The organism is Streptomyces sp. SAS_272 (genome assembly GCF_052543235.1).
This window is the reverse complement of sequence record NZ_JBMNDR010000003.1, coordinates 227107-248557: the sequence shown is the minus strand read 5'-3', so window position 1 is coordinate 248557 and position 21451 is coordinate 227107. Positions and strand designations below refer to the sequence as shown.

At 70.8% G+C, this 21451-nt stretch carries 21 protein-coding genes and 2 riboswitches; of the genes, 15 read left to right on the top strand and 6 right to left on the bottom strand.

All coding sequences use genetic code 11. From position 1 onward, the window contains the following. Positions 1-113 precede the first annotated feature (113 nt). Both gcvH and gcvT read right to left on the bottom strand, forming a co-directional pair. Entirely contained in the window at positions 114-491 is a 378-nt protein-coding gene (gene gcvH / locus ACN6LD_RS04335; protein WP_057584871.1) for a glycine cleavage system protein GcvH, read from the bottom strand. 109 nt (positions 492-600) lie between these two features. Then, positions 601-1719 (bottom strand): glycine cleavage system aminomethyltransferase GcvT, encoded by a 1119-nt coding sequence (gene gcvT, locus ACN6LD_RS04330; protein ID WP_445042552.1) that lies wholly within the window; start codon positions 1717-1719, stop codon positions 601-603. Positions 1720-1795: 76 nt separating this feature from the next. Continuing rightward, positions 1796-1917: riboswitch (glycine riboswitch) on the bottom strand. After that, positions 1918-2017: riboswitch (glycine riboswitch) on the bottom strand. Positions 2018-2158: 141 nt separating this feature from the next. Here gcvT and ACN6LD_RS04325 point away from each other — a divergent pair. The 9 genes from ACN6LD_RS04325 to ACN6LD_RS04285 all read left to right on the top strand — a co-directional run bounded on the left by ACN6LD_RS04325 (position 2159) and on the right by ACN6LD_RS04285 (position 12276). Continuing rightward, positions 2159-2878: an AAA family ATPase gene (locus ACN6LD_RS04325; protein WP_319194741.1), complete on the top strand. Its 720-nt coding sequence runs from the start codon at positions 2159-2161 to the stop codon at positions 2876-2878. A 94-nt stretch (positions 2879-2972) separates the two neighbouring features. Next, positions 2973-3767, top strand: a complete 795-nt coding sequence (locus ACN6LD_RS04320; RefSeq protein WP_319194743.1) for an enhanced serine sensitivity protein SseB — start codon at positions 2973-2975, stop codon at positions 3765-3767. Positions 3768-3951: 184 nt separating this feature from the next. After that, positions 3952-4707: an enhanced serine sensitivity protein SseB C-terminal domain-containing protein gene (locus tag ACN6LD_RS04315; protein ID WP_057584879.1), complete on the top strand. Its 756-nt coding sequence runs from the start codon at positions 3952-3954 to the stop codon at positions 4705-4707. Between the two features lie 479 nt (positions 4708-5186). Further along, positions 5187-6185: an ABC transporter permease gene (locus ACN6LD_RS04310; RefSeq protein WP_057584881.1), complete on the top strand. Its 999-nt coding sequence runs from the start codon at positions 5187-5189 to the stop codon at positions 6183-6185. 58 nt (positions 6186-6243) lie between these two features. Further along, positions 6244-7989 carry an ABC transporter substrate-binding protein gene (locus ACN6LD_RS04305; RefSeq protein WP_319194747.1) on the top strand — a complete coding sequence of 582 codons (1746 nt, stop codon included), beginning with the start codon at positions 6244-6246 and terminating at the stop codon, positions 7987-7989. Positions 7990-8057: 68 nt separating this feature from the next. Next, positions 8058-9065 carry an ABC transporter permease gene (locus tag ACN6LD_RS04300; protein ID WP_057584885.1) on the top strand — a complete coding sequence of 336 codons (1008 nt, stop codon included), beginning with the start codon at positions 8058-8060 and terminating at the stop codon, positions 9063-9065. After that, on the top strand, positions 9062-10159 hold the full coding sequence (locus ACN6LD_RS04295) for an ABC transporter ATP-binding protein (RefSeq protein WP_319194749.1): 1098 nt from the start codon (positions 9062-9064) through the stop codon (positions 10157-10159). Before ACN6LD_RS04300 ends, ACN6LD_RS04295 begins: the two co-directional genes overlap by 4 nt. Then, a complete protein-coding gene (locus ACN6LD_RS04290) occupies positions 10156-11550 on the top strand; it encodes an ABC transporter ATP-binding protein (protein WP_445042551.1) in 1395 nt (464 codons plus the stop codon). Before ACN6LD_RS04295 ends, ACN6LD_RS04290 begins: the two co-directional genes overlap by 4 nt. A 69-nt stretch (positions 11551-11619) precedes the next feature. After that, a complete protein-coding gene (locus ACN6LD_RS04285) occupies positions 11620-12276 on the top strand; it encodes a trimeric intracellular cation channel family protein (RefSeq protein WP_445042550.1) in 657 nt (218 codons plus the stop codon). Here the strand turns inward: ACN6LD_RS04285 and ACN6LD_RS04280 are convergent. Continuing rightward, positions 12185-13423 carry an alpha/beta hydrolase gene (locus ACN6LD_RS04280; RefSeq protein ID WP_319194755.1) on the bottom strand — a complete coding sequence of 413 codons (1239 nt, stop codon included), beginning with the start codon at positions 13421-13423 and terminating at the stop codon, positions 12185-12187. The genes ACN6LD_RS04285 and ACN6LD_RS04280 overlap by 92 nt on opposite strands. A 142-nt stretch (positions 13424-13565) precedes the next feature. Here ACN6LD_RS04280 and ACN6LD_RS04275 point away from each other — a divergent pair, with 142 nt between their 5' ends. Together ACN6LD_RS04275 and ACN6LD_RS04270 are read left to right on the top strand one after the other, a co-directional pair. Then, a complete protein-coding gene (locus ACN6LD_RS04275; protein WP_319194757.1) occupies positions 13566-14447 on the top strand; it encodes a thioesterase family protein in 882 nt (293 codons plus the stop codon). Positions 14448-14663: 216 nt separating this feature from the next. Next, the gene (locus ACN6LD_RS04270) at positions 14664-15071 is read left to right on the top strand and encodes a hypothetical protein (RefSeq protein WP_445042549.1); all 408 of its coding nucleotides are present in this window, start codon (positions 14664-14666) and stop codon (positions 15069-15071) included. A gap of 71 nt (positions 15072-15142) precedes the next feature. On the opposite strand, the gene ACN6LD_RS04265 is transcribed toward ACN6LD_RS04270, so the two are convergent. Next, positions 15143-15769 (bottom strand): TetR family transcriptional regulator, encoded by a 627-nt coding sequence (locus ACN6LD_RS04265; RefSeq protein ID WP_319194761.1) that lies wholly within the window; start codon positions 15767-15769, stop codon positions 15143-15145. 142 nt (positions 15770-15911) lie between these two features. Here ACN6LD_RS04265 and ACN6LD_RS04260 point away from each other — a divergent pair, with 142 nt between their 5' ends. From ACN6LD_RS04260 to ACN6LD_RS04250, 3 genes are all read left to right on the top strand, one after another. After that, the gene (locus ACN6LD_RS04260) at positions 15912-16076 is read left to right on the top strand and encodes a hypothetical protein (RefSeq protein ID WP_445042548.1); all 165 of its coding nucleotides are present in this window, start codon (positions 15912-15914) and stop codon (positions 16074-16076) included. 117 nt (positions 16077-16193) lie between these two features. Then, positions 16194-16460, top strand: a complete 267-nt coding sequence (locus ACN6LD_RS04255; protein ID WP_266725844.1) for a DUF4190 domain-containing protein — start codon at positions 16194-16196, stop codon at positions 16458-16460. Between the two features lie 60 nt (positions 16461-16520). Further along, a complete protein-coding gene (locus ACN6LD_RS04250; RefSeq protein ID WP_445042547.1) occupies positions 16521-17684 on the top strand; it encodes a cysteine desulfurase family protein in 1164 nt (387 codons plus the stop codon). A gap of 59 nt (positions 17685-17743) precedes the next feature. Here ACN6LD_RS04250 and ACN6LD_RS04245 read toward each other — a convergent pair whose 3' ends face one another. Together ACN6LD_RS04245 and ACN6LD_RS04240 are read right to left on the bottom strand one after the other, a co-directional pair. Continuing rightward, the gene (locus ACN6LD_RS04245) at positions 17744-19333 is read right to left on the bottom strand and encodes a multicopper oxidase family protein (RefSeq protein ID WP_445042546.1); all 1590 of its coding nucleotides are present in this window, start codon (positions 19331-19333) and stop codon (positions 17744-17746) included. Positions 19334-19536: 203 nt separating this feature from the next. Then, positions 19537-20208 carry an N-acetylmuramoyl-L-alanine amidase gene (locus ACN6LD_RS04240; RefSeq protein ID WP_319191387.1) on the bottom strand — a complete coding sequence of 224 codons (672 nt, stop codon included), beginning with the start codon at positions 20206-20208 and terminating at the stop codon, positions 19537-19539. A gap of 107 nt (positions 20209-20315) precedes the next feature. On the opposite strand from ACN6LD_RS04240, the gene mnmA reads away from it, so the two are divergent. Further along, positions 20316-21446, top strand: a complete 1131-nt coding sequence (gene mnmA, locus ACN6LD_RS04235; protein ID WP_445042545.1) for a tRNA 2-thiouridine(34) synthase MnmA — start codon at positions 20316-20318, stop codon at positions 21444-21446. Positions 21447-21451 lie beyond the last annotated feature (5 nt).

Here is a 21451-nt window from a genome sequence, read left to right as displayed (position 1 = left end):
GATCATCTCCAGCGTGGACTGCTGGCGGTGCAGCTCGGCGTCGACCGCGGCCGCGATCTCCGGATCGAGCTCGTGCAGGGACGTGTTCAGGACGGACATGCGACTACGACTCCTCAGCCGGCGGTGTAGGCGGTGTACTCGTCAGCGGAGAGCAGATCGTCCGGCTCGCCCGTGATGCGTACCTTGAACAGCCACCCGCCCTCGAAGGGGGCGGAGTTCACCAGCGCCGGGTCGTCGACGACGTCCTGGTTGACCTCGGTGATCTCACCGGAGACCGGGGCGTACAGCTCGCTGACCGACTTGGTGGACTCCAGTTCGCCGCAGGACTCGCCCGCGGCCACCGTGGCGCCGGCCTCCGGGAGCTGGACGAAGACCACGTCACCGAGCGCGTTGGCCGCGTGCTCCGTGATGCCGACCGTCGAGACGCCGTCCTCGGCGACCGACAGCCACTCGTGCTCCTTGCTGTAGCGCAGCTGCTGGGGGTTGCTCATGGCCTGAATTCTCCTGTACGCGGGGGAGTGCTGATGAAGGGGGACGGTCCAGGGCACGGGTGAGCAGCGGGAATGTGCGCAGTGTCACCCGAGGCCCGGGGCTCAGTGTCTACTTCTGGCGCTTGTAGAAGGGCAGCGCCACGACCTCGTACGGCTCGTGGCTGCCCCGGATGTCCACGCCCACGCCCGAAGTGCCGGGCGCGGCGTGCGCGGCGTCGACGTAGGCCATCGCGATCGGCTTGCCCAGGGTCGGGGACGGCGCCCCGGAGGTCACCTCGCCGATCACCTCGCCGCCCGCCACGACCGCGTACCCGGCGCGCGGGACGCGGCGGCCCTCGGCGACCAGGCCGACCAGGACGCGCGGCGGCTGCCGTTCGGCCTGCGCGGCCGCCGCGGTCAGCGCCTCGCGCCCGACGAAGTCGCCCTCCTTCTCGAACTTCACCACGCGTCCGAGGCCCGCGTCGAAGGGGGTGAGGGAGGTGCTCAGCTCGTGCCCGTACAACGGCATGCCCGCCTCCAGGCGCAGCGTGTCCCGGCACGACAGGCCGCAGGGGACCAGCCCGGCGCCCTCGCCGGCCTTGGTCAGCGCCTGCCACAGCTCGACGGCGTGCTCCGGCTTCACGAACAGCTCGAAGCCGTCCTCGCCGGTGTACCCGGTGCGCGCGATGAGCGCGGGGACGCCGGCGACGGCGCCCGGCAGGCCCGCGTAGTACTTCAGGCCGTCGAGGTCGGCCTGGGTGACGGCCGCGAGGATGCCGGGGGACTCCGGTCCCTGGACGGCGATCAGGGCGTAGGCGTCGCGGTCGTCGCGGACCTCGACCTCGAACTCCTCGGCCAGGTTGCCCAGCTCGTTCAGGACGTTCTGAGCGTTGGAGGCATTGGAGACGATCATGTACTCGGCGTCGGCCAGCCGGTACACGATGAGGTCGTCGAGGATGCCGCCGTTCTCGGCGCAGATCATGGTGTAGCGGGCCCGGCCCACGCGCACGGCGGCGAGGTCGCCGACCAGGGCGAAGTTCAGGAACTCGGCCGCCTCCGGGCCGCTCACGGTGATCTCGCCCATGTGCGAGAGGTCGAAGAGCCCGGCCCGGGTGCGGACGGCGAGATGCTCGTCGCGTTCGGAGCCGTAGCGCAGGGGCATGTCCCAGCCGGCGAAGTCGGTCATCGTCGCGCCCAGCGAGCGATGCAGGGCATCGAGCGCGGTGTGACGGGGTGCGGTGCTGCTCATCGGTCGTTCGTCTCCCAAGGCGACGGGGGCCCCTCCCGCGCGAGTGAAGCCGGACGCGGGGGGACGGCGAGGTCGTTCCTCCCCATCTGTCATCGGAACCTGAGAGGTTCGCCATGACCACCGCTGCGAGCGGGGGCGGGACATGGCTTGCACCGTGGGTGGGACCGCCGAAGACGGCGGCCCGCTTTTCAGATGTGCCTCGCCCGCGCGGTAACGGGGCCTGAGAGATTCAAGGGAGGGACTTGCTCCTTCGGCGCCCCAGCGGAACTGCTGCTGAGGACTCTCCCGCGCGGATTCAAACGGCCGGTATGCAGTTGGCGCGGCCATCATCGCACGGCCCGCCCCCGTCGCGGCAGGCCGGATCTGTAACCGGCTTGTGTCGCTACGCGCACGAAAACGCGAGGCGCCGCGCATTACCTTCTCTTTACGCTCGGTGGGGATGAGCACTACCTGGCCCCAGGGGAGGACGATCACGGTGAAGAGGACGACCTCGGCGAGGACCACGGCCTTCGCGGCCGGCTCGGGGATCGCGCTGCCCGCGCAGCCCGGCGCCCGGACCCGGCAGGCGTGCTCCCGGCAGCCCGCGCCCGTCGTCCGCGACCTGCGGGAGCGGGCCGGCCGCAGTCCGCACGGCCTGCTCTTCGGCCCGCGTGACCTCGTGGTGGTCACCGGTCTGCCCGGCAGCGGCAAGTCCACCCTGATGAAACGCGCGGTGCGCGGCGTCCGCGTCGACTCCCAGGACACCCGCGACCGCTGGGACGCCCGGATGCCCCGCTTCCTGCCCTACGCCCTCTACCGGCCGGTGGTCCGCCTGGCCCACTACGCCGGACTGCGCCGGGCCCTGCGCGGCGGCGGGGGCGTCGTGGTGCACGACTGCGGAGCCCAGGCCTGGGTCCGCGACTGGCTGGCCCGTGCGGCCCGCCGCCGCGGCGGCGCCCTGCATCTGCTGGTCCTCGACGTCGGCGCGGACACGGCCCTGCAGGGCCAGCGCGAGCGCGGCCGCGGCGTCTCGCGGTACGCGTTCCTTCGGCACCGCCGCGCCGCCGCCCGTCTTCTGCGGTCGGTGGAGAAGGGCCGCCTGCCCGAGGGGTGCGGCTCCGCGGTCCTGCTCGACCGGCCCGCCGCAGACGTCCTGCGGCGGATCGGCTTCACGGGCTGAGGGCCGTCGGTCCCCTGCGCAGCGGCGGGGCCGCCGGCACCCGCTAGCCTTTCAGTCACAGCAGAGTGAGCGGTTCTTAGCAGGCGGTAGGCAGATGGACTTCCCCCCGGCGGACTTCCCCGCGGACTTCCCGGCGCAGGCGCACCCCCATTCGCACGGCGGATGGCCCGGCAACGAGCTGGAGGAGGTGCTCTCCGCCTCCCTCGGCGTGCCGGGAGCCGGCGGCCGGATCGTGGAGGTGCTCGGCCGCAGCTTCGTCTGGGTGCCGCTCCCCGGCGGCGGCGGCCCGCACAGCGGCCCCCTCGACCTGCCCACGATGGACCTCGACGGCCAGGTGTACGTGCCGGTCTTCAGCTCCGAGGAGCAGTTCCGCCAGGTCGTCGGCTCGCACATGTCGTTCACCGTCGCGCCGGCCGTGGAGTTCGCGCGGGGACTGCCGCCGCAGGCGGGCATCCTCGTCAACCCCGACGGCATGGTCGGCGTCCCGCTGCCGCCGGCCGCCGTGGCCGAGCTGTGCCGGGCCGGCCGCACCCCGCTGGACGGGCCGGCGGCCGGCGGCCGGGTCCGTCTCTACGAGCCGGACTGGCAGGACGACCCGATGGACTTCCTGGCCGCCGCCTCGGCGGAGTTCGAGGCCGTCGGCGTGGTCCGCACCGCCCGCCGCTGCCTGGCCGTGATCGAGACGGCGGACCCGGTGATGTTCGTGGGCGTCGAGCTCTCCCAGTGGGAGGGGGACCTGCGCGCGCTCCCCCTGGAGGCCCTCGGCAGGGCCCTGACGACGGCGGCGGCGCCCTGGCCGGTCAACCTCGTCCTCCTCGACGTCGCCCAGGACCCGGTGGGCGACTGGATGAGGGAGCGGGTCCGGCCCTTCTACTCGAGGCTTCACTAGTCACCTGCCAGAGGCTTCACCCGTCACGGGGCCGGGAAGCGGGCCGTCCGACGGGGCGCGGGGCCTCCGCTCTCAACTGCTCGACCAGGCGGAGCGCCTAAGCTGGACTCCGACGCGGGGCAACTTCTCGAAGGGGCGATAAAAAGTGAGCGCTGGCACTGCCGCGACCGGCTCGGTCGAGCACATGCTGCGCCAGGTCACGCCCGGGCGCTACGACGCCTACGAGGCGCTCCTGCGCGCGCTCGCGACCCCCTCCTCGGGTCAGGTCTGGATGCTGCTGTGGCACGGGCAGGCCGGCTCCCCGGACGCCCAGTACGGAAACATGGAGGTCGAAGGGCACGGCTACGCGCCCTGTGTGACGTCCGCCCAGGAGCTCAGCGCGAGCGGCTGGAACCGGTCCTACGAGGTGGTCGACGGGCTGGACGTGGCCCGGACCCTCTATCCCGACCACTACGGCCTCTGGCTGAACCCGCACGCCCCCGGCGGCGGCGTCGGCATTCCGTGGCTGGATCTGCGCCGGATCGCCACCGGCCTCGAGCGGCAGCCCGCGGGTCCGCTCCGGCTGTCCGAGCCCGGCATCGAGATCCCGCAGTTCTACGCGCTGCTCGCGCAGAACGCCCACCGCGCCCAGGCGGTCCGCACGTTGCGCCGGGCCTGGGTGCAGCCGGCGCTGGGCGCGCCCTACCTGGCCATCGGGCTCGACGTGTACGACTCCTCCCCGCCGGCCGTGGACGCCGTGCGGGCGATGATGCAGCAGTCCATCGGCGCGGTGCCGGACGGGCTGCCGGTCTCCACTGTCGCGATGACCGACGACTACGACCCCGTCGTGATGTGGATGCGCGCCAACGCCCGCCCCTTCTACGACCGCGAGGCGCACGCCCCCGCCCCGGCCCAGGGGCCGGGCGGCGGCTACGGCTTCCCGGGCCCGCGTCCGTACTGACCCGCACGCCGGACGGCCGGTCCGGTCACGGACCCGCCGGCGGCTGACCGCCCGTCACACCCGCACCGGCCCCGGGCGCGGGTCCGCGCCTTTCGCCGGCCCCGCGCGCTGCCTCGCGCCGACGTCCTGAAGTGTTCCGGTTCTTCCGTGATGTGACACCGAGCACAGCTGACGGGCGCGCCCCCCTCTCCGGATGTCGGCGCGTGGCGTTCGGGTAACGGAATGTGCAGGTCGGCATCACGGTTACGCATACTTTCTCCGTCAGATCTGGCGTGTGATCGCGCATGCATTGAAGACTCGCCTCTCAGACGCGAGGTCGTCGATCCTGTGAGCGAGTGCCCATCGGCAGCAATCCGGGGTCAACTGGACAGTTGGGCCGCACTCATCGGCGCCGGCCGCGTAGCAGGCAGTAAGTGGATCAAGCCGCCGACAGCGGCGGACAAAGGCCGGTCACCGCCGGCGAGAGGGGTCGGGTCACCGTGACCGCACCGATCGAGACCACCGGGTCGGCAACCGAGGTACAGCCCGAGGCTGTACTCGCGGGTGTCGAGAAGGGGCAGATCGAGGGCCGTTCCCTGGGGCAGATCGCCTGGTCCCGCTTCAAGAAGGACAAGGTCGCCGTGGCCGGCGGGGTCATCGTGATCCTGCTGATCGTGCTCGCGCTCCTCTCGCGTCCGATCCAGGCCCTGTTCGGCCTGGACCCCAACGCCTTCAACCAGGACCTGATCGACCCCAACACGTCGATCCCCCAAGGGGACTTCGGCGGCATGAGCTGGGAGCACCCGCTCGGCGTGGACCCCAAGTTCGGGCGGGACATCGCCACCCGCATCCTCGAGGGCTCCTGGGTGTCGCTGGTCGTGGCCTTCGGGGCGACGATCCTGTCGAACACCATCGGTGCGGTCCTCGGCGTGGTGGCCGGCTACTACGGCGGGCGGGTCGACTCGATCATCAGCCGGCTGATGGACACCTTCCTCGCCTTCCCCCTCCTGCTGTTCGCCATCGCTATCTCCGCCACGCTGCAGGGCGGCGCGTTCGGCATGGAGGGACTGCCGCTCCACATCAGCGTGCTCATCTTCGTCATCGGCTTCTTCAACTGGCCTTATCTGGGACGCATCGTCCGGGGCCAGACGCTCGCCCTGCGGGAACGCGAGTTCGTGGACGCGTCGCGGGGGATGGGCGCCAAGGGGCCGTACATCCTGTTCCGGGAGCTGCTGCCCAACCTGGTCGGCCCGATCATCGTCTACTCGACGCTGCTCATCCCGACCAACATCCTCTTCGAGGCCAGCCTGAGCTTCCTGGGCGTCGGCATCCAGCCCCCGCAGGCGTCGTGGGGCGGCATGCTCAAGGAGGCGGTCACCTACTACCAGGTCGATCCGCAGTTCATGATCGTGCCCGGTCTCGCCATCTTCGTGACCGTGCTGGCGTTCAACCTGCTCGGCGACGGTCTCCGTGACGCTCTCGACCCGCGCAGCCGCTGACGTGCAGCCGCAGCGAGAGTCCGACAGATTTCCATCAACAAAGGGGAAGCAGACCATCATGCGAAGGTCAGGGCTGGCCGCGATTGCGGCCATCGGCAGTGTGAGCCTGTTGCTCGCCGGTTGCAGCAAGGCCGATGACAACACGGACAAGGACGGCGGCAAGTCCGCCGGGGCCGACGCGGCCACCAAGGGCGTCGTCAACGCGTCCACCCAGAAGGGTGGGACGGTCACGTACGAGTACTCCGACGTGCCGGACTCCTTCGACCCGGGCAACACGTACTACGCGTACATGTACAACCTCAGCCGCGTCTACGCGCGTCCGCTGATGACCTTCCAGCCCGGCGCGGGCGAGGAGGGCAACAAGCTCGTCCCCGACCTCGCGGCGAGCGCGGGCGTGCCGAGCGACGGCGGCAAGACCTGGACGTACAAGCTGCGCACGGGCCTGAAGTACCAGGACGGCACGGCGATCACGTCCAAGGACGTCAAGTACGCCGTCGAGCGCTCCAACTTCGCGCGTGACGTGCTGTCCCTCGGCCCGAACTACTTCCAGCAGCTCCTGGTGGGCGGCGAGGCGTACAAGGGTCCGTACAAGGACAAGAAGGGCCTCGCGTCCATCGAGACCCCGGACGACACGACGATCGTCTTCAAGCTGAAGTCGGCGTTCCAGGAGTTCGACTACCTGGTCGCGACGCCGCAGACCGCGCCGGTGCCCGAGGCCAAGGACAAGGGCATCGACTACGTCAAGAACATCGTGTCCTCGGGCTCGTACAAGTTCGAGAGCTACGACGAGGGCAAGCAGGTCACCCTCGTCCGCAACGAGAACTGGGACGCGAAGACCGACCCGCTGCGCAAGCAGTACCCGGACAAGATCGTCGTCAAGCTGAAGGTCAACGCCGAGACGATCGACCAGGACGTCCAGGCCGGCGACGCGATCGACCTCGGCGGCACCGGCGTTCAGGCCGCGACGCAGGCGAAGGTCATCAACGACGCCGCGCTGAAGGCCAACACGGACAACACCTACGGTGGCCGCCTCGTCTACCTGGCGATCAACACCAAGGTCGCGCCGTTCGACAACGTCGCCTGCCGCAAGGCCGTGCAGTACGCCGTCGACAAGGTCTCGGTGCAGACCGCCGAGGGCGGCCCGATCCGCGGTGACATCGCCACCACCGTCCTCCCGCCGGACATCCCGGGCTACGCGAAGGCGGACGCCTACGCCACCGACGGCAACAAGGGCGACGTCGCCAAGGCCAAGGAGCAGCTGAAGGCCTGCGGCAAGACGGCGATCACCACCAACATCACCGCGCGCAGCGACCGCCAGCCGGAGATCGACGCGGCCACGGCGATCATCGCCTCGCTGAAGAAGGTCGGCATCAACGCCAGCCTGAAGCAGTTCCCGTCGGGCAAGTACTTCACCGACTACGCGGGCGTCCCGGCGTTCAACAAGAAGAACAACGTCGGCCTGATGATGATGCAGTGGGGCGCCGACTGGCCGGGCGGCTACGGCTTCCTGCAGCAGATCCTGAACGGCGCCGCCATCGGGGCCTCCGGCAACACCAACCTGTCGGAGCTGAACGACCCCGAGGTCAACGCGAACCTCGCCAAGGCGATCGGCACGCAGGACGCGACCCAGCGCAACGCCATCTACACGCAGATCGACAAGAAGGTCATGGACGACGCGGCCCTCGTGCCGCTGACCTACTTCAAGGTCCTGCTGTACCGCCCGGCGAACTACACCAACCTGGTGTCGACGGCGGCCTTCAGCGGTCAGTACGACTACCTCAACATCGGCACGACCAAGAAGTAGCCCCGGAAGGCAGGTGAAGGCATTGGTGCCCGCGGGCTTCCCGGCCCGCGGGCACCAGGCCGATCCCCGTGATCTCGTACATCCTCCGTCGGACGTTCGCGGCAGTGATCCTGCTGCTGGTCGTCACCGCGGTGACCTTCGCCATCTTCTTCCTGCTGCCACGGCTCGCCGGTCAGACCGCCGACCAGATGGCACAGCAGTACATCGGGAAGAGCCCGTCGGCGGCGGACATCGCTGCGGTCAAGCGCAACCTCGGTCTGGACGACCCGGTCTATCTCCAGTACTGGCACTTCATCAAGGGTGTCGTGACCGGTGCCACCTACGACCTGGGGCCCACCACCGCGCACTGTGACGCGCCGTGCTTCGGGTACTCCTTCAAGACCCACGAGGCGGTCTGGCCGCAGCTCACCTCCCGCCTGCCGGTGACGGGTTCGCTCGCCGTCGGCGCCGCCCTGATGTGGCTGGTCGGCGGTGTGGTCATCGGTGTGATCTCCGCGCTGAAGCCGCGCTCGATCTTCGACCGCACCTTCATGGGCATCGCCCTCGCCGGTGTGTCGCTCCCCATGTTCTTCACGGGCAGCCTGGCGATCCTGCTCTTCACCTACCAGATCCCGATCTTCGGCCGCACCTACGTGCCGTTCTCCGAGAACCCGGCGCAGTGGGCCAACACGCTGTTCCCGGCGTGGTGTTCGCTCGCGCTGCTGTACTCCGCCATCTATGCGCGGCTGACCCGCTCGGGGATGCTGGAGACGATGAACGAGGACTTCATCCGCACGGCCCGCGCCAAGGGCCTGCGCGAGCGCAACGTCGTCGCCCGGCACGGTCTGCGGGCCGCGCTGACGCCGATCATCACGGTGTTCGGCATGGACGTCGGTCTGCTGCTCGGCGGTGCCCTGATCACCGAGTCCGTCTTCTCGCTGCACGGCGTCGGCGAGTACGCGGTGAAGGCCATCACGGACAACGACCTGCCGCCGATCCTCGGCGTCACGCTGCTCGCCGCCTTCTTCGTCGTCATCGCAAATCTCCTGGTGGACCTGCTCTACGCGGCCGCCGACCCGCGGGTGAGGCTCTCGTGACCGAACTGTCCAAGACCGGCGCCGCCGTGGGCGAGCCGACCGGCCCGTCCTCGAAGAACCCCGGCGCGTTCCTCGACGTGCGCGACCTCAAGGTGCACTTCCCGACCGACGACGGCCTGGTCAAGTCCGTCGACGGGCTCAGCTTCCAGGTGGAGAAGGGCAAGACCCTCAGCATCGTGGGCGAGTCCGGCTCCGGGAAGTCCGTCACCTCGTTGGCGATCATGGGTCTGCACCGGCTCGGCGCGCGCGGCAAGAACGTGCGGATGTCCGGCGAGATCTGGCTCGACGGCAAGGAACTGGTCTCCGCCGACCCGGACGAGGTGCGCCGGCTGCGCGGCCGCGAGATGGCGATGATCTTCCAGGACCCGCTGTCCGCGATGCACCCGTACTACACGATCGGCAACCAGATCGTGGAGGCGTACCGCGTCCACCACGACGTCAGCAAGAAGGCCGCCCGCGCGCGGGCGATCGAGATGCTCGACCGGGTCGGCATCCCGGAGCCGGCGAAGCGTGTGGACGGCTACCCGCACGAGTTCTCCGGCGGTATGCGCCAGCGCGCGATGATCGCCATGGCGCTGGTCAACAACCCCGAGCTCCTCATCGCGGACGAGCCGACCACGGCCCTGGACGTGACCGTCCAGGCCCAGATCCTGGACCTCATCCGGGATCTGCAGAAGGAGTTCGGCTCCGCGGTCGTCATCATCACCCACGACCTCGGCGTCGTCGCCGAGATCGCCGACGACGTCCTGGTGATGTACGGCGGCCGGTGCGTGGAGCGCGGTCCGGTCGACGAGATCTTCGAGAAGCCGCAGCACCCCTACACCTGGGGTCTGCTCGGCTCGATGCCGCGCATCGACCGTGAGACCTCCGAGCGGCTCATCCCGGTGAAGGGCCAGCCGCCGAGCCTCATCAACGTCCCCTCGGGCTGCGCCTTCAACCCCCGCTGCCCGTACGCGGACGTGCCCAAGGGCGATGTCACCCGCACCGTGCGTCCCGAGTTGCAGCAGGTCGGCGGCGGGCACTGGTCCGCCTGCCACCTCTCGTCGGAGGACCGTACGCGGATCTGGACCGAAGAGATTGCGCCGAAGCTGTGAGTGAGACGAAGAAGACGGACGCGGCCCCCTCGGTTCCGCCGCAGGCCTCCTCCTCCGAGAACCGCGAGGTGCTGCTCAAGGTCCAGGGCCTGCAGAAGCACTTCCCCATCCGCAAGGGCGTCCTGCAGCGTCAGGTCGGCGCGGTCAAGGCCGTCGACGGCATCGACTTCGAGGTGCGCAAGGGCGAGACCCTGGGCGTCGTCGGCGAGTCGGGCTGCGGCAAGTCGACCATGGGACGGGTCATCACCCGGCTCGCGGACCCGACCGGCGGCACGATCCACTTCGAGGGCCAGGACATCACCCGGCTGAAGCCGTCCGCGATGCGCCCGCTGCGGCGGGACATCCAGATGATCTTCCAGGACCCGTACGGTTCCCTGAACCCGCGGCACACCATCGGCGGGATCGTCTCGGCGCCCTTCCGCCTCCAGGGCGTGGAGCCCGAGGGCGGCGTGAAGAAAGAGGTCCAGCGGCTGCTGGAGCTCGTGGGTCTGAGCCCCGAGCACTACAACCGCTACCCGCACGAGTTCTCCGGCGGCCAGCGTCAGCGCATCGGCATCGCCCGTGCGCTCGCCCTGAAGCCGAAGCTCGTCGTGGCGGACGAGCCGGTCTCCGCGCTGGACGTGTCGATCCAGGCGCAGGTCGTCAACCTGATGGACGACCTCCAGCAGGAACTCGGCCTGACGTACGTGATCATCGCGCACGACCTGTCCGTCGTGCGGCACGTCTCGGACCGCATCGCGGTGATGTACCTCGGCAAGATCGTCGAACTCGCCGACCGCACCTCGCTGTACCAGGCGCCGATGCACCCGTACACCAAGGCGCTCATGTCGGCCGTGCCGGTCCCGGACCCGAAGCGCCGCGGCGCCAAGAGCGAGCGCATCCTGCTCAAGGGCGACGTGCCCTCGCCGATCTCGCCGCCGAGCGGCTGCCGCTTCCACACCCGGTGCTGGAAGGCGACGCAGGTCTGCGCGACCCAGGAGCCCGTGCTCGTCGAGCTGCGTACGGGCCAGCAGGTCGCCTGCCACCACCCGGAGAACTTCGCGGACCAGGCCCCGCAGGACGTCGTCCTGCTGACCGCCGCGAAGGAGGCGGCCGAACTGGTGGCCGACGAGGTGCTCGCCGAGTCGGCGGCGACCTCGGCGGCGGTGGCGGCGGAGATCGCCGACAACCCGGCGACCGAGGCCCCGGAGACGACCGAGGTGCCTGAGGCGGCCGAGGCCCCGGAGACGACCGAGGTGCCTGAGGCGACCGAAGCGACCGAGGTGACCGAGGCGGCTGAGGCCCCTGAGGCGACCGAGGTGACCGAGGCTCCCGGCGGGACCGAGGCGGCCGAGGCGACGACCGAGGCTCCCGGGACGTCCGACGGTGAGACGCCGGCCAAGGAGAAGTAAGCACCACCAGATCTCAGCCCCCGCCTTGCAATGTAAGGCGGGGGCTGAGTGCTGGGTGACAATGTAAGGGTGCTCCAGCAGATCTTCAGTCCTTCCGTCCAGCACACCCTCGACCTGTTCGGCATCTTCGTGTTCGCCATCTCGGGGGCGCTGCTCGCCGTCCGCAAGAACTTCGACGTGTTCGGCATCGCCACGCTCGCCGAGGTCACCGCGCTCGGCGGCGGGCTGTTCCGGGACCTGGTCATCGGGGCCGTGCCGCCGGCCGCCTTCACCGACCTCGGGTACTTCCTCACGCCGCTGTTCGCGGCGCTGCTCGTCGTCTTCCTGCATCCGCAGGTGGAGCGGATCCAGACCGGCGTCAACGTCTTCGACGCGGCCGGCCTCGGTTTGTTCTGCGTCACCGGGACGACGAAAGCGTACGACTACGGGCTCGGCCTCACCGCGTCGGCCGCGCTGGGGCTCGCCACCGCGGTGGGCGGCGGTGTGCTGCGGGACGTGCTGGCCAACGAGGTGCCCTCGCTGCTGCGCTGGGACCGCGATCTGTACGCGGTCCCGGCGATCGTCGGCGCCGCCATGGTGGCGCTCTGCATCCGCCACGACGTGCTCTCCCCGCTGGCCAGCGGGGTGGCGGCGGTCACCGCCTTCGTGCTGCGGCTTCTGGCGATGCGGTTCCACTGGCGAGCGCCTCGTGCCTGGAATCGTCGCTCGACGGTGCGCGAGGAGTAGGCCGGCCCGTGCCGCCGGTGACCGGGCTCTGCTCCATCTGCAGGGTCAGCCAGCGGAACGCCGGCACGACCTGCGGCCGCCACAGCGCCATGGAGTGGCCGCCCGCGCTCTTCGGGACGTACACGACGTGCACGTTCGTCGGCGCCTTCGCCTCCTTCCGCAGGGCCAGGGCCGCTTCGTAGCCGTCCTGCGGCTGACCGGAGAGGTACAGGGACACGGCGGGGGGCACGACGGCCTTGCGCAGCAGCAGATAGGGGTTGTTGGCCCGGCGCAGGGACGGACTCCTGGCCGCGAGGGATTTGCGCTCGCCGATCGGGTCGCTGTACCCGGACAGGCTCACCGCCGCCCGGAAGCGGTCGGGGTGGGCGACGGCGAGCTTGGCCGCGCAGTGGGCCCCCGCCGAATACCCGGCGACCGCCCAGCCCTTGGGCGCCGGCTGGGCCCGGAAGTTGTCCCGGACCATCTTCGGCACGTCGATGCTGAGCCAGCTGTCCGCGTTGACGACGTGCGGGACGTTGGCGCAGCCGGTGTCCACGCCCGGCAGCAGCGTGGTGCGCGGCGCGACCAGGATGAACGGCGCGACCTCGCCCGAGCGCATCAGCGGCTCCAGCTGCTCGTGCACGTGCAGCGACCCGAACCAGGACTTGGGAGAGCCCGGATAGCCCGGCAGCAGCTCCACCACCGGGAAGGAGCGGTGAGCGTAGGCGGGATCGTGGTACTGCGGGGGCAGCCAGACGTAGACCTCGGCGTTCACGCCCGAGACCTGGCCCTCGAGCTGGGTGACGCGCACCCCGCCGGCCGCGTGCATCCCCGTCCCGTCCGCCGGCGCGAACTGCTGCTCGACCCTGGGCAGCCGGTCGAGCGCGATGCCGCCGGTGCCGTCGGCGCCCAGGTCGGCGGCCTGCTGCACATGGGTGCCGGTGCCCAGCAGGTCGCCCCAGGTGTCGTACAGGCTGTTGGCGTTGTTGACGAGAACGAAGACGAGGGCGACGGCGGTGCCCTGGGCGAACAGCAGCATCAGCATCCGGGCCGCGATGCGCAGCAGCCGCGGTCCGCGCATCCGCGACCACAGCAGCAGCGGCAGCGCGACGGCGAGCACGGACACGGCGATCAGGGTGTAGAGGAACGGAGTCCCGGTGAGGCTCATGTTCTTGCAGAGGGGAATCGGGGCGACAAGGTTACGGACGAGTCGGGACACTTACCAAGAAATTTGCCATCTCATGTCCCTTCTTCACCTTCCGTCACCAACAAAGCTACCGCTTAGTAATGCCTTGCTGTACCGTTCAGGCATGCCAGAAGCAGCTATCGCGGCGGCCGAGCGGGCCCCCGACCTCCCCGTCACGGCCTCGATCGGCGACAGCGAGTTCGACCGCGACACCGCGCTCACCCGCCGCGCACCCGGTGTCTACGACATCGACCTCTCGGCCGGCTGGACGATCATCAGCGCCGTCAACGGCGGCTACCTCCTCGCCGTTCTCGGCCGTGCCCTCGCGGACGCCCTGCCGCACGACGACCCGTTCACGATCTCGGCCCACTACCTCACCGCGTCGCAGCCCGGCCCCGCGACCGTCCGCACGGACGTCGTCCGCTCCGGCCGCACCCTGTCGACCGGACAGGCCTCGCTCTTCCAGTACGACGAGAACGGCGCCGAGGTCGAGCGGATCCGCGTCCTCGCCTCCTACGGCGACCTGGACGCGCTCCCGGACGACGTCCGGACGACGGCGAAGCCCCCGGCGATCCCGCCCCTCGAGCAGTGCTTCGGCCCCGAGGACGGGCCGGCCCCCGTGGACGGCAGTTCCGCCATCGCCGACCGGCTGATGCTCAAGCTCGACCCGTCGACCCTCGGCTGGGCGCTCGGGCAGCCGTCCGGCAGGGGCGAGATGCGGGCCTGGTTCGGCCTGAAGGACGGGCGCGACCCCGACCCGCTCTCCCTGCTGCTGGCGGTGGACGCCCTGCCGCCGACCGCCTTCGAGATCGGTCTGCGCGGCTGGGTCCCCACGGTGGAGCTCACCGTCCATGTCCGCTGCCGTCCGGCTCCCGGACCGCTGCGCGTCTCCATCGTCACCCGCAACCTCGCGGGCGGCTTCCTCGAGGAGGACGCCGAGGTCTGGGACAGCGCGGACCGGCTGGTCGCCCAGTCGCGGCAGCTGGCGAGGGCCCGGCTCGCCTGATCGGGCTCCCGGACCGGCTGTCCGTGTCACGGAGCTGTACCAGCGCCTCCTCGGCCGTCGGGCGGACCCGGAGGTCAACTCCCAGGTCGGGGACTTCTCTTGAGGGGCGCTTTGCCCGCCTGACAGGCAGCGGACAGCGAAGCCTCAGGAAGGCCCCAAGCGCCGTTGGTTGAGTGCCCGCCTCAGGTTCTCCCCCTCTCCCTGGAGCTGACTCTCATGAAGCGTGCGCTGATGCCCGTCCGTCTCGTCCCCGCGGTGGCGCTGCTGGCGTTCTCGCCCCTCGCTCTGGCGGCCTGCGGCTCGGGCGACTCCTCCTCCTCGAACTCGAACGGCGGCGGTCCGGGGCAGCAGTCCTGCCAGGCGCCGTCCGGCAACGCCTCCGGAATGCCGAGCGGGGCGCCGGGCGGGGCTCCCTCGGGAGCGCCGACCGGTGCGGCTTCGGGACAGCCGTCGGGCGCCCCGACCGGTATCCCGTCGGGCGCCCCGACCGGTGTCCCGTCGGGCGCCCCGAGCGGCGCCCCCGGCGGCGGCGGTCAGGGCGGTCAGGGCGGTCAGGGCGGTCAGGGCGGCGGCTGCGGCGGCCCGGGCGGCGGCCAGGGGCAGCAGGCCCAGCAGCAGGGCTGACCGCCGGCACGGCACACAGGGGCGGCGCATCCGGGAACGGGCGCGCCGCCCCTGCGCGTCGCCGCCGGCGCTCAGTCCAGCCAGTGGTGGCGGCCGATGCTGATGAGCCGCATCTGACGGGTCGCCATCCTGCTGACCCGTTCCCGCTCCTGCGGCGAGGCCTCCAGGGACTCGAGGAACAGGGAGGCCGTGATGAGCATCTGGTCCACGTAGAGGTGCGAGAGCATCAGCAGGTCGTCGTCGCTCCAGCCCTCGGCCTCGGAATCCTTGGCCAGCTCGGCCTTCACCTCTTCGGCGAACCTGCCCAGTTGCTCCCGGATCGCCTCCCGCACCGGCTGGACCCCGCCATGTCGCTCACGGGCGATGAAACGGACGTGAGCGGGGTACGCGGTCACATGACCGGCTATCAACTCCACAGCGCGCGTGATGCGTTCGGCACTGGTGTCGGCCGTGGTCACGGTGGTGCGGATCATCGGGTGCAGACTGCCCAGCGCCTCCTCGACCAGGGCCACTCCCAGATCCGCCGTGGAGCGGAAGTGCCGGTAGAAGGCCGTCGGGGCCACTCCGACGGCCCGGGTGACCTCACGCAGACCGAGGCTGCTCAGGCTCTGCTCCTCGAGCAGCAGCAAGGCGGCGTCCAGGAGCGACTGCCGGGTCTTCTGCTTCTGTGCCTGTCGGATGCCGAGGGTGTGACTCATGTCATCCAGTTAACAACTGTTCTCCGTAATTGGAAAGCCGGGAAGCACGCTAGACTCTGGAGTCAGTGAACAAGTGTAACCACAAGTGTTCACCGAAAAGACATGAACGCGGCGCAACGCCGCCTCGAAGGGGGTTCGACCCATGCTGTTCCTCGTCGCCGCACTGCTGCTGTTCGGCGTCGTCCTGGGCACCGTCGCCCATGCGCCGTTCGCCTTCACGCTCGTCGCCGGCGTGGTGATCGCCGCCTGGCTCGGCATCTTCGCGCTCCGCGAGCGCAACGGCCGCCGGCGCTCTTCGGCCCACTGACCGAAGCGACGACGCGACCGAGCCGCCGCCACCGGCGCCGGCCGTCGCCCCCCGCCCCCGACGAACCGCCCGTCCCCTCAACCGCCCGCACCACTGATCGACAGGAGCTGACCGACCATGCATCTCACCGCACCGGCCACACGTCGCACCGGCGTCCGGGACGCCGACGGCATGGCCGTCGCGTCCTTCATCCTGGGCCTGCTGGGCCTGCTCGTCCTCAACGTCTTCCTCGGCCCCATCGCCGTGATCCTCGCGGCGGCGGCCCTCTGGCGCGGCACCGCCCGCCGCGGTCGCGCCTACCTCGGCCTTGCGCTGGGCGTCGCCGACCTGCTCGTCCTGGTCGCCTTCATGCAGGCGGACTCGACGGTCTCCTGGAGCTTCTGACCGCGGCGGCCGCACCTGCGAGCGAGGCGCGTCATCCGGGCCCCGTAGAATCGGGCCACCATGGCATACCTCGACCACGCCGCGACCACGCCCATGCTCCCCGAGGCGGTCGAGGCGCTCACCGCGCACCTGAGCATCACCGGTAACGCCTCCTCCCTCCACGCAGCCGGCCGGCAGGCCCGCCGCACGGTCGAGGAAGCCCGTGAGACCCTCGCGGAAGCGCTCGGCGCCCGCCCCAGCGAGGTCGTCCTCACCTCCGGCGGCACCGAGGCCGACAACCTCGCGGTCAAAGGCCTGTACTGGTCCCGCCGTGACGCCGACCCGGCCCGCACCCGTGTCCTGGCCAGCCCCGTCGAGCACCACGCCGTGCTGGACGCCGTGCACTGGCTCGGCGAGCACGAGGGCGCCACGGTCGAGTACCTGCCGGTCGACGCCGAGGGGCGGGTCCATCCCGACGCCCTTCGCGACGCGATCGCACGCCATCCCGAGGACGTCGCCCTGGCCACGGTGATGTGGGCGAACAACGAGATCGGCACGATCCTGCCGGTCCGTGAACTGGCCGACGTGGCAGCCGAGTTCGACGTCCCGCTGCATGCCGACGCGGTGCAGGCCTTCGGCCAGGTCCCGGTCGACTTCGCGGCCTCCGGGCTAGCCGCCATGACGGTCTCCGGCCACAAGATCGGCGGTCCGTACGGGATCGGCGCCCTGCTGCTGGGCCGCGAGCACACCCCCGTCCCCGTGCTGCACGGCGGCGGGCAGGAACGCCATGTCCGTTCCGGCACCCTCGACGTCCCCGCGATCGCCTCCTTCGCGGTCGCCGGACGCCTCGCCGCCGAGCAGCGCGAACGGTTCGCCCGCGAGGTCGGCGCCCTGCGCGACGCCCTGATCGACGCCGTACGCACGGCCGTCCCGGACGCGATCCTCGGCGGTGACCCCGTGAACCGGCTGCCGGCCAACGCCCACTTCACCTTTCCGGGCTGCGAGGGCGACTCGCTGCTGCTGCTCCTGGACGCCCAGGGCATCGAGTGCTCCACCGGCTCCGCCTGCACCGCCGGCGTCGCCCAGCCCAGCCATGTGCTGCTGGCCACCGGCGTCGATCCCGACCTGGCCCGCGGCACCCTGCGCTTCTCCCTCGGTCACACCTCCACCGGGGCCGATGTCGAAGCGGTGGCCAAGGCCATCGGCCCGGCGGTCGAGCGGGCCCGCGCGGCGGGGCTGACGTGACGCCCGGCGGCTGACCCGCCCTGCCCGCGGAACGTCGGCTCAGGGGCGGCCCACCGCCGTCAGCCGTCCGTGACCATGAGCGCCGCCATCATGCCCTCGTCCTCGTGCTGGAGCAGATGGCAGTGGAGCATGTACATGTACGTGTCGTCGGTGAAGTCGGTGAACTTCATGGCGATCTTGATGGAGCCGCCGCCGACCACCTCGAAGGTGTCGTACCAGCCGAGGTCGACGCCGGTCGGCGTCGAACCGTTGATCTCGATCAGCTGGAACGGCACGTCGTGCAGGTGGAAGGAGTGCTCCAGCTGCGTGCCGTTCTTGATCGTCCAGACCTCCTCGGCGTCGAGCGTCGTGCTGATCATCGCCATCGAGGACATGCTGGTGCCCGCCGAGCCGTTGATCGTCATGGTCTGGCCGCTCTGGCCGAGGGTGATCGTCCGCGCGGTGAACGCGCTCGTGTCGTACCGGGTGATGGTGTTGAGCGAGCTCGGCAGGTCGGCGGGGGAGTCGGAGGCGTCCGGGGTCACGGTCAGGAAGTCGTAGGTGCCGCTGCCGCCGCGGATCCAGCCGGTGGTGACGACCGTCTGCAGCGTGACCGCGTCCTCGAGGTCGAGGACGAACTCGGCGCGGGCGCCGGCCACCAGCCGGATGGACGTCACCTCGGTGGCCTCCGTCAGATAGCCCTGGTCGGTGGCGATCTGGGTGAGCGTTCCGCCGTCGCCGCGCTGGACGGTCATGATGTCGGCGGGCGAGGCGTTCAGGACCCGGAAGCGGGTGCGCTTGCGGGTGGCGGTGAAGCCGAGGGTGGTCGAGTCGACGTTCGTGCCGTTGCACAGCACCGGGTAGCTGAGGCCCGCGCCGAGATAGCCGCTGACGTTGTACTTGACGTCGCCGCTGCTGTCCACCGCCAGGCACTGCAGGATGATCGGGATGTCGTCGACGCCGTACTCGCTCGGCAGGGCGGCCGAGGCGTCCGAGTCGTCCGCCACGATGATCATGCCGGCCAGGCCGTGGACGACCTGTTCGGCCGTGGTGCCCAGGGCGTGCGGGTGGTACCAGAGGGTTTTGGCCTCGTCCTTGATCTCGAAGGTGGGCGACCAGGTCTCGCCGTCGGCGAACGCGTTCTGCGGGCCGCCGTCCATCTTGGGCGGGATGTGGGCGCCGTGGAAGTGGACCGAGGTGTCGTCGCCCAGGGTGTTGGTGATGTTCAGCAGGACCGTGTCGCCGGTGGTCCACTTCATGGTCGGGCCGAGGTACGAGCCGTTGTAGCCGGCGGTGGTGCTGGTGACGCCGCTGAGCACCTCGCCCGTGCCGGTCTTCGCGGTCAGGGTGTAGCTGGTGGTGCCGCCGGAGGCGGTGCCCTCCAGCAGGTCGGGGACGGTGAGCGTCGCTGTGGCGGTGGTGGCGTCCGCCGCGGACGCCTCATTGTCGTTGCCGTCGGTCAACAGGGAGAAGGTCGCCCCGGCCGCTCCGAAGGCGGCGAGTCCGGCCGCCCCGGCCATCCCGCCGAGGAACGTGCGCCGGTGCAGGCCCTTGCCGCCGCGGCCCTTCGTCTTCTCGGAGTGCCCGTCCGTGTCGCCGCGGCCGCTTCGCGCGTGGGCGCCGTTGCTCTGCCGTCCCGCGCCGGACGCGGGATCTGTGTCGTGGGTCATGGGCGTGGAGCCTCGGGGTAAGGCCTGTGTGAAGACTGGGCCGAACCTGGCAGCGGGCCCAGGAGGCTGTGCGATCGCCCAGGGCCCCAACTCCGTTGAGGGGCCGTCGGCTTGGCGGGCTGCAGGTCATCTCCGGGGGGCGGGACACATCGGACGTCCGATGCTCATCGGTTGCTCACGGCTCCGCGCGGGTGTGACCTGTGTCACGTCGACTGGCGGCCGGCGGCCGCGTGCGCCGCGGCGACGAGCTTCATGTACCGCTTCCAGTCCCAGTGCTCCCCGGGATCGGTGTGATCCGTCCCCGGCACCTCCACGTGCCCGACGATGTGCTCCCGGTCCACGGGTATGTCATAGCGGCGGCAGACCGCGGCGGTCAGCCGGGCGGACGCGGCGTACATCGCGTCCGTGAAGTCCTGCGGCCGGTCGACGAACCCTTCGTGCTCGATGCCCACACTGCGCTCGTTGTAGGAGCGGTTGCCCGCGTGGTACGCCACGTCCAGCTCGCGGACCATCTGCGTGACGCGGCCGTCCTTGCCGACGATGTAGTGCGCCGCCGCCCGGTGCCCCGGGTCCTCGAACGCCTTCACCGCGCTCCCGAGGTCTCCCTGTGTGACGTGGATGACGACCATGTCGATCCCGTAGTCGTCCGGCCGGTCCGCCCAGCGGAAGTTCGCCTCCGACGCCGCGACCCACCGCGCGCCGAGGAAGTCGACCGCGCCCTCCACCCGCTGTCTGCGCACGCCGGGCAGCCGCCAGTACAGCCGTGTCAGTTCGTCGCGCGCCAGCACGGCGGTGCCGACGGCCGCCGCCGCGCCGCCGATCAGCAGCGCGCGCCGCCCGATACGCCGGTCGGAGTCACCTCGTGTCGCCCCCATGACCCGTCCTTCCTCGGACCCGATCCGTCGGACAGGCCCGGCCCCTCTAGATCGTCAACGGATACTCGCGGGTCCGGGTTCCCGGCGACCCGTACCCTGAAAGGGTTATGACTGAGACCTCGCAGCGCCCCCGCCCCCTTCGCGTACTCGCCGCCATGTCCGGCGGGGTCGACTCCGCCGTCGCCGCCGCCCGTGCCGCGGAAGCCGGCCACGACGTGACCGGCGTCCACCTCGCGCTCTCCGCGAACCCGCAGTCGTTCCGCACCGGCGCGCGGGGCTGCTGCACCATCGAGGATTCGCGCGACGCCCGTCGCGCCGCCGACGTCATCGGCATCCCGTTCTACGTCTGGGATCTCGCCGACCGCTTCCGCGAGGACGTCGTCGACGACTTCGTCGCCGAGTACGAGGCCGGCCGCACCCCCAACCCCTGCCTGCGCTGCAACGAGAAGATCAAGTTCGCCGCGCTGCTCGACAAGGCGCTCGCGCTCGGCTTCGACGCGGTGTGCACCGGCCACTACGCGAAGGTGCTGGTCCGCGAGGACGGCACGCGCGAGCTGCACCGCGCCTCCGACATGGCGAAGGACCAGTCGTACGTCCTCGGGGTGCTGGACGACCGGCAGCTCGCCCACGCGCTCTTCCCCCTCGGCGACACGGTGACGACCAAGGACGAGATCCGCGCGGAGGCGGAGCGGCGCGGCCTCGCCGTAGCCAAGAAGCCCGACTCGCACGACATCTGCTTCATCGCCGACGGCGACACCCAGGGCTTCCTCGCCCAGCGGCTGGGCCGGGCGGAGGGCGACATCGTCGACGAGTCCGGCGCGAAGATCGGCACCCACGAGGGCGCGTACGGCTTCACCGTCGGCCAGCGCAAGGGCCTGCGCATCGGCACCCCCGCCGCCGACGGCAAGCCGCGCTACGTCCTCGACATCTCCCCGGTGAACAACACGGTGACGGTCGGTCCCGCCGCCTCCCTCGACGTCGGCGCGCTCACCGCGATCAAGCCCCGCTGGTGCGGCGCCGCCCCCACCGGCCCCGGCCTCTACACGGCCCAGCTGCGCGCCCACGGCGGCGAGACCGAGGCGGCCGCCGAACTCGTCGACGGCCGCCTGCAGGTCACGTTCACCGAGCCGGTCCGGGGCGTGGCGCCCGGTCAGGCGATCGTGCTGTACGACGGCACGCGCGTGGTCGGCTCGGCCACGATCGCGTCGACCGTGCGGACGTCGGCCGGGGTGGCCTGACCGCC

Bases quoted from the DNA above. Each gene is read 5' to 3' on its own strand.
- gcvH (WP_057584871.1), bottom strand. From the start codon at position 491: ATGAGCAACCCCCAGCAGCTGCGCTACAGCAAGGAGCACGAGTGGCTG.
- gcvT (WP_445042552.1), bottom strand. From the start codon at position 1,719: ATGAGCAGCACCGCACCCCGTCACACCGCGCTCGATGCCCTGCATCGC.
- ACN6LD_RS04325 (WP_319194741.1), top strand. From the start codon at position 2,159: ATGAGCACTACCTGGCCCCAGGGGAGGACGATCACGGTGAAGAGGACG.
- ACN6LD_RS04320 (WP_319194743.1), top strand. From the start codon at position 2,973: ATGGACTTCCCCCCGGCGGACTTCCCCGCGGACTTCCCGGCGCAGGCG.
- ACN6LD_RS04315 (WP_057584879.1), top strand. From the start codon at position 3,952: ATGCTGCGCCAGGTCACGCCCGGGCGCTACGACGCCTACGAGGCGCTC.
- ACN6LD_RS04305 (WP_319194747.1), top strand. From the start codon at position 6,244: ATGCGAAGGTCAGGGCTGGCCGCGATTGCGGCCATCGGCAGTGTGAGC.
- ACN6LD_RS04280 (WP_319194755.1), bottom strand. From the start codon at position 13,423: ATGAGCCTCACCGGGACTCCGTTCCTCTACACCCTGATCGCCGTGTCC.
- ACN6LD_RS04275 (WP_319194757.1), top strand. From the start codon at position 13,566: ATGCCAGAAGCAGCTATCGCGGCGGCCGAGCGGGCCCCCGACCTCCCC.
- ACN6LD_RS04270 (WP_445042549.1), top strand. From the start codon at position 14,664: ATGAAGCGTGCGCTGATGCCCGTCCGTCTCGTCCCCGCGGTGGCGCTG.
- ACN6LD_RS04265 (WP_319194761.1), bottom strand. From the start codon at position 15,769: ATGAGTCACACCCTCGGCATCCGACAGGCACAGAAGCAGAAGACCCGG.
- ACN6LD_RS04260 (WP_445042548.1), top strand. From the start codon at position 15,912: ATGCTGTTCCTCGTCGCCGCACTGCTGCTGTTCGGCGTCGTCCTGGGC.
- ACN6LD_RS04255 (WP_266725844.1), top strand. From the start codon at position 16,194: ATGCATCTCACCGCACCGGCCACACGTCGCACCGGCGTCCGGGACGCC.
- ACN6LD_RS04250 (WP_445042547.1), top strand. From the start codon at position 16,521: ATGGCATACCTCGACCACGCCGCGACCACGCCCATGCTCCCCGAGGCG.
- ACN6LD_RS04245 (WP_445042546.1), bottom strand. From the start codon at position 19,333: ATGACCCACGACACAGATCCCGCGTCCGGCGCGGGACGGCAGAGCAAC.
- ACN6LD_RS04240 (WP_319191387.1), bottom strand. From the start codon at position 20,208: ATGGGGGCGACACGAGGTGACTCCGACCGGCGTATCGGGCGGCGCGCG.
- mnmA (WP_445042545.1), top strand. From the start codon at position 20,316: ATGACTGAGACCTCGCAGCGCCCCCGCCCCCTTCGCGTACTCGCCGCC.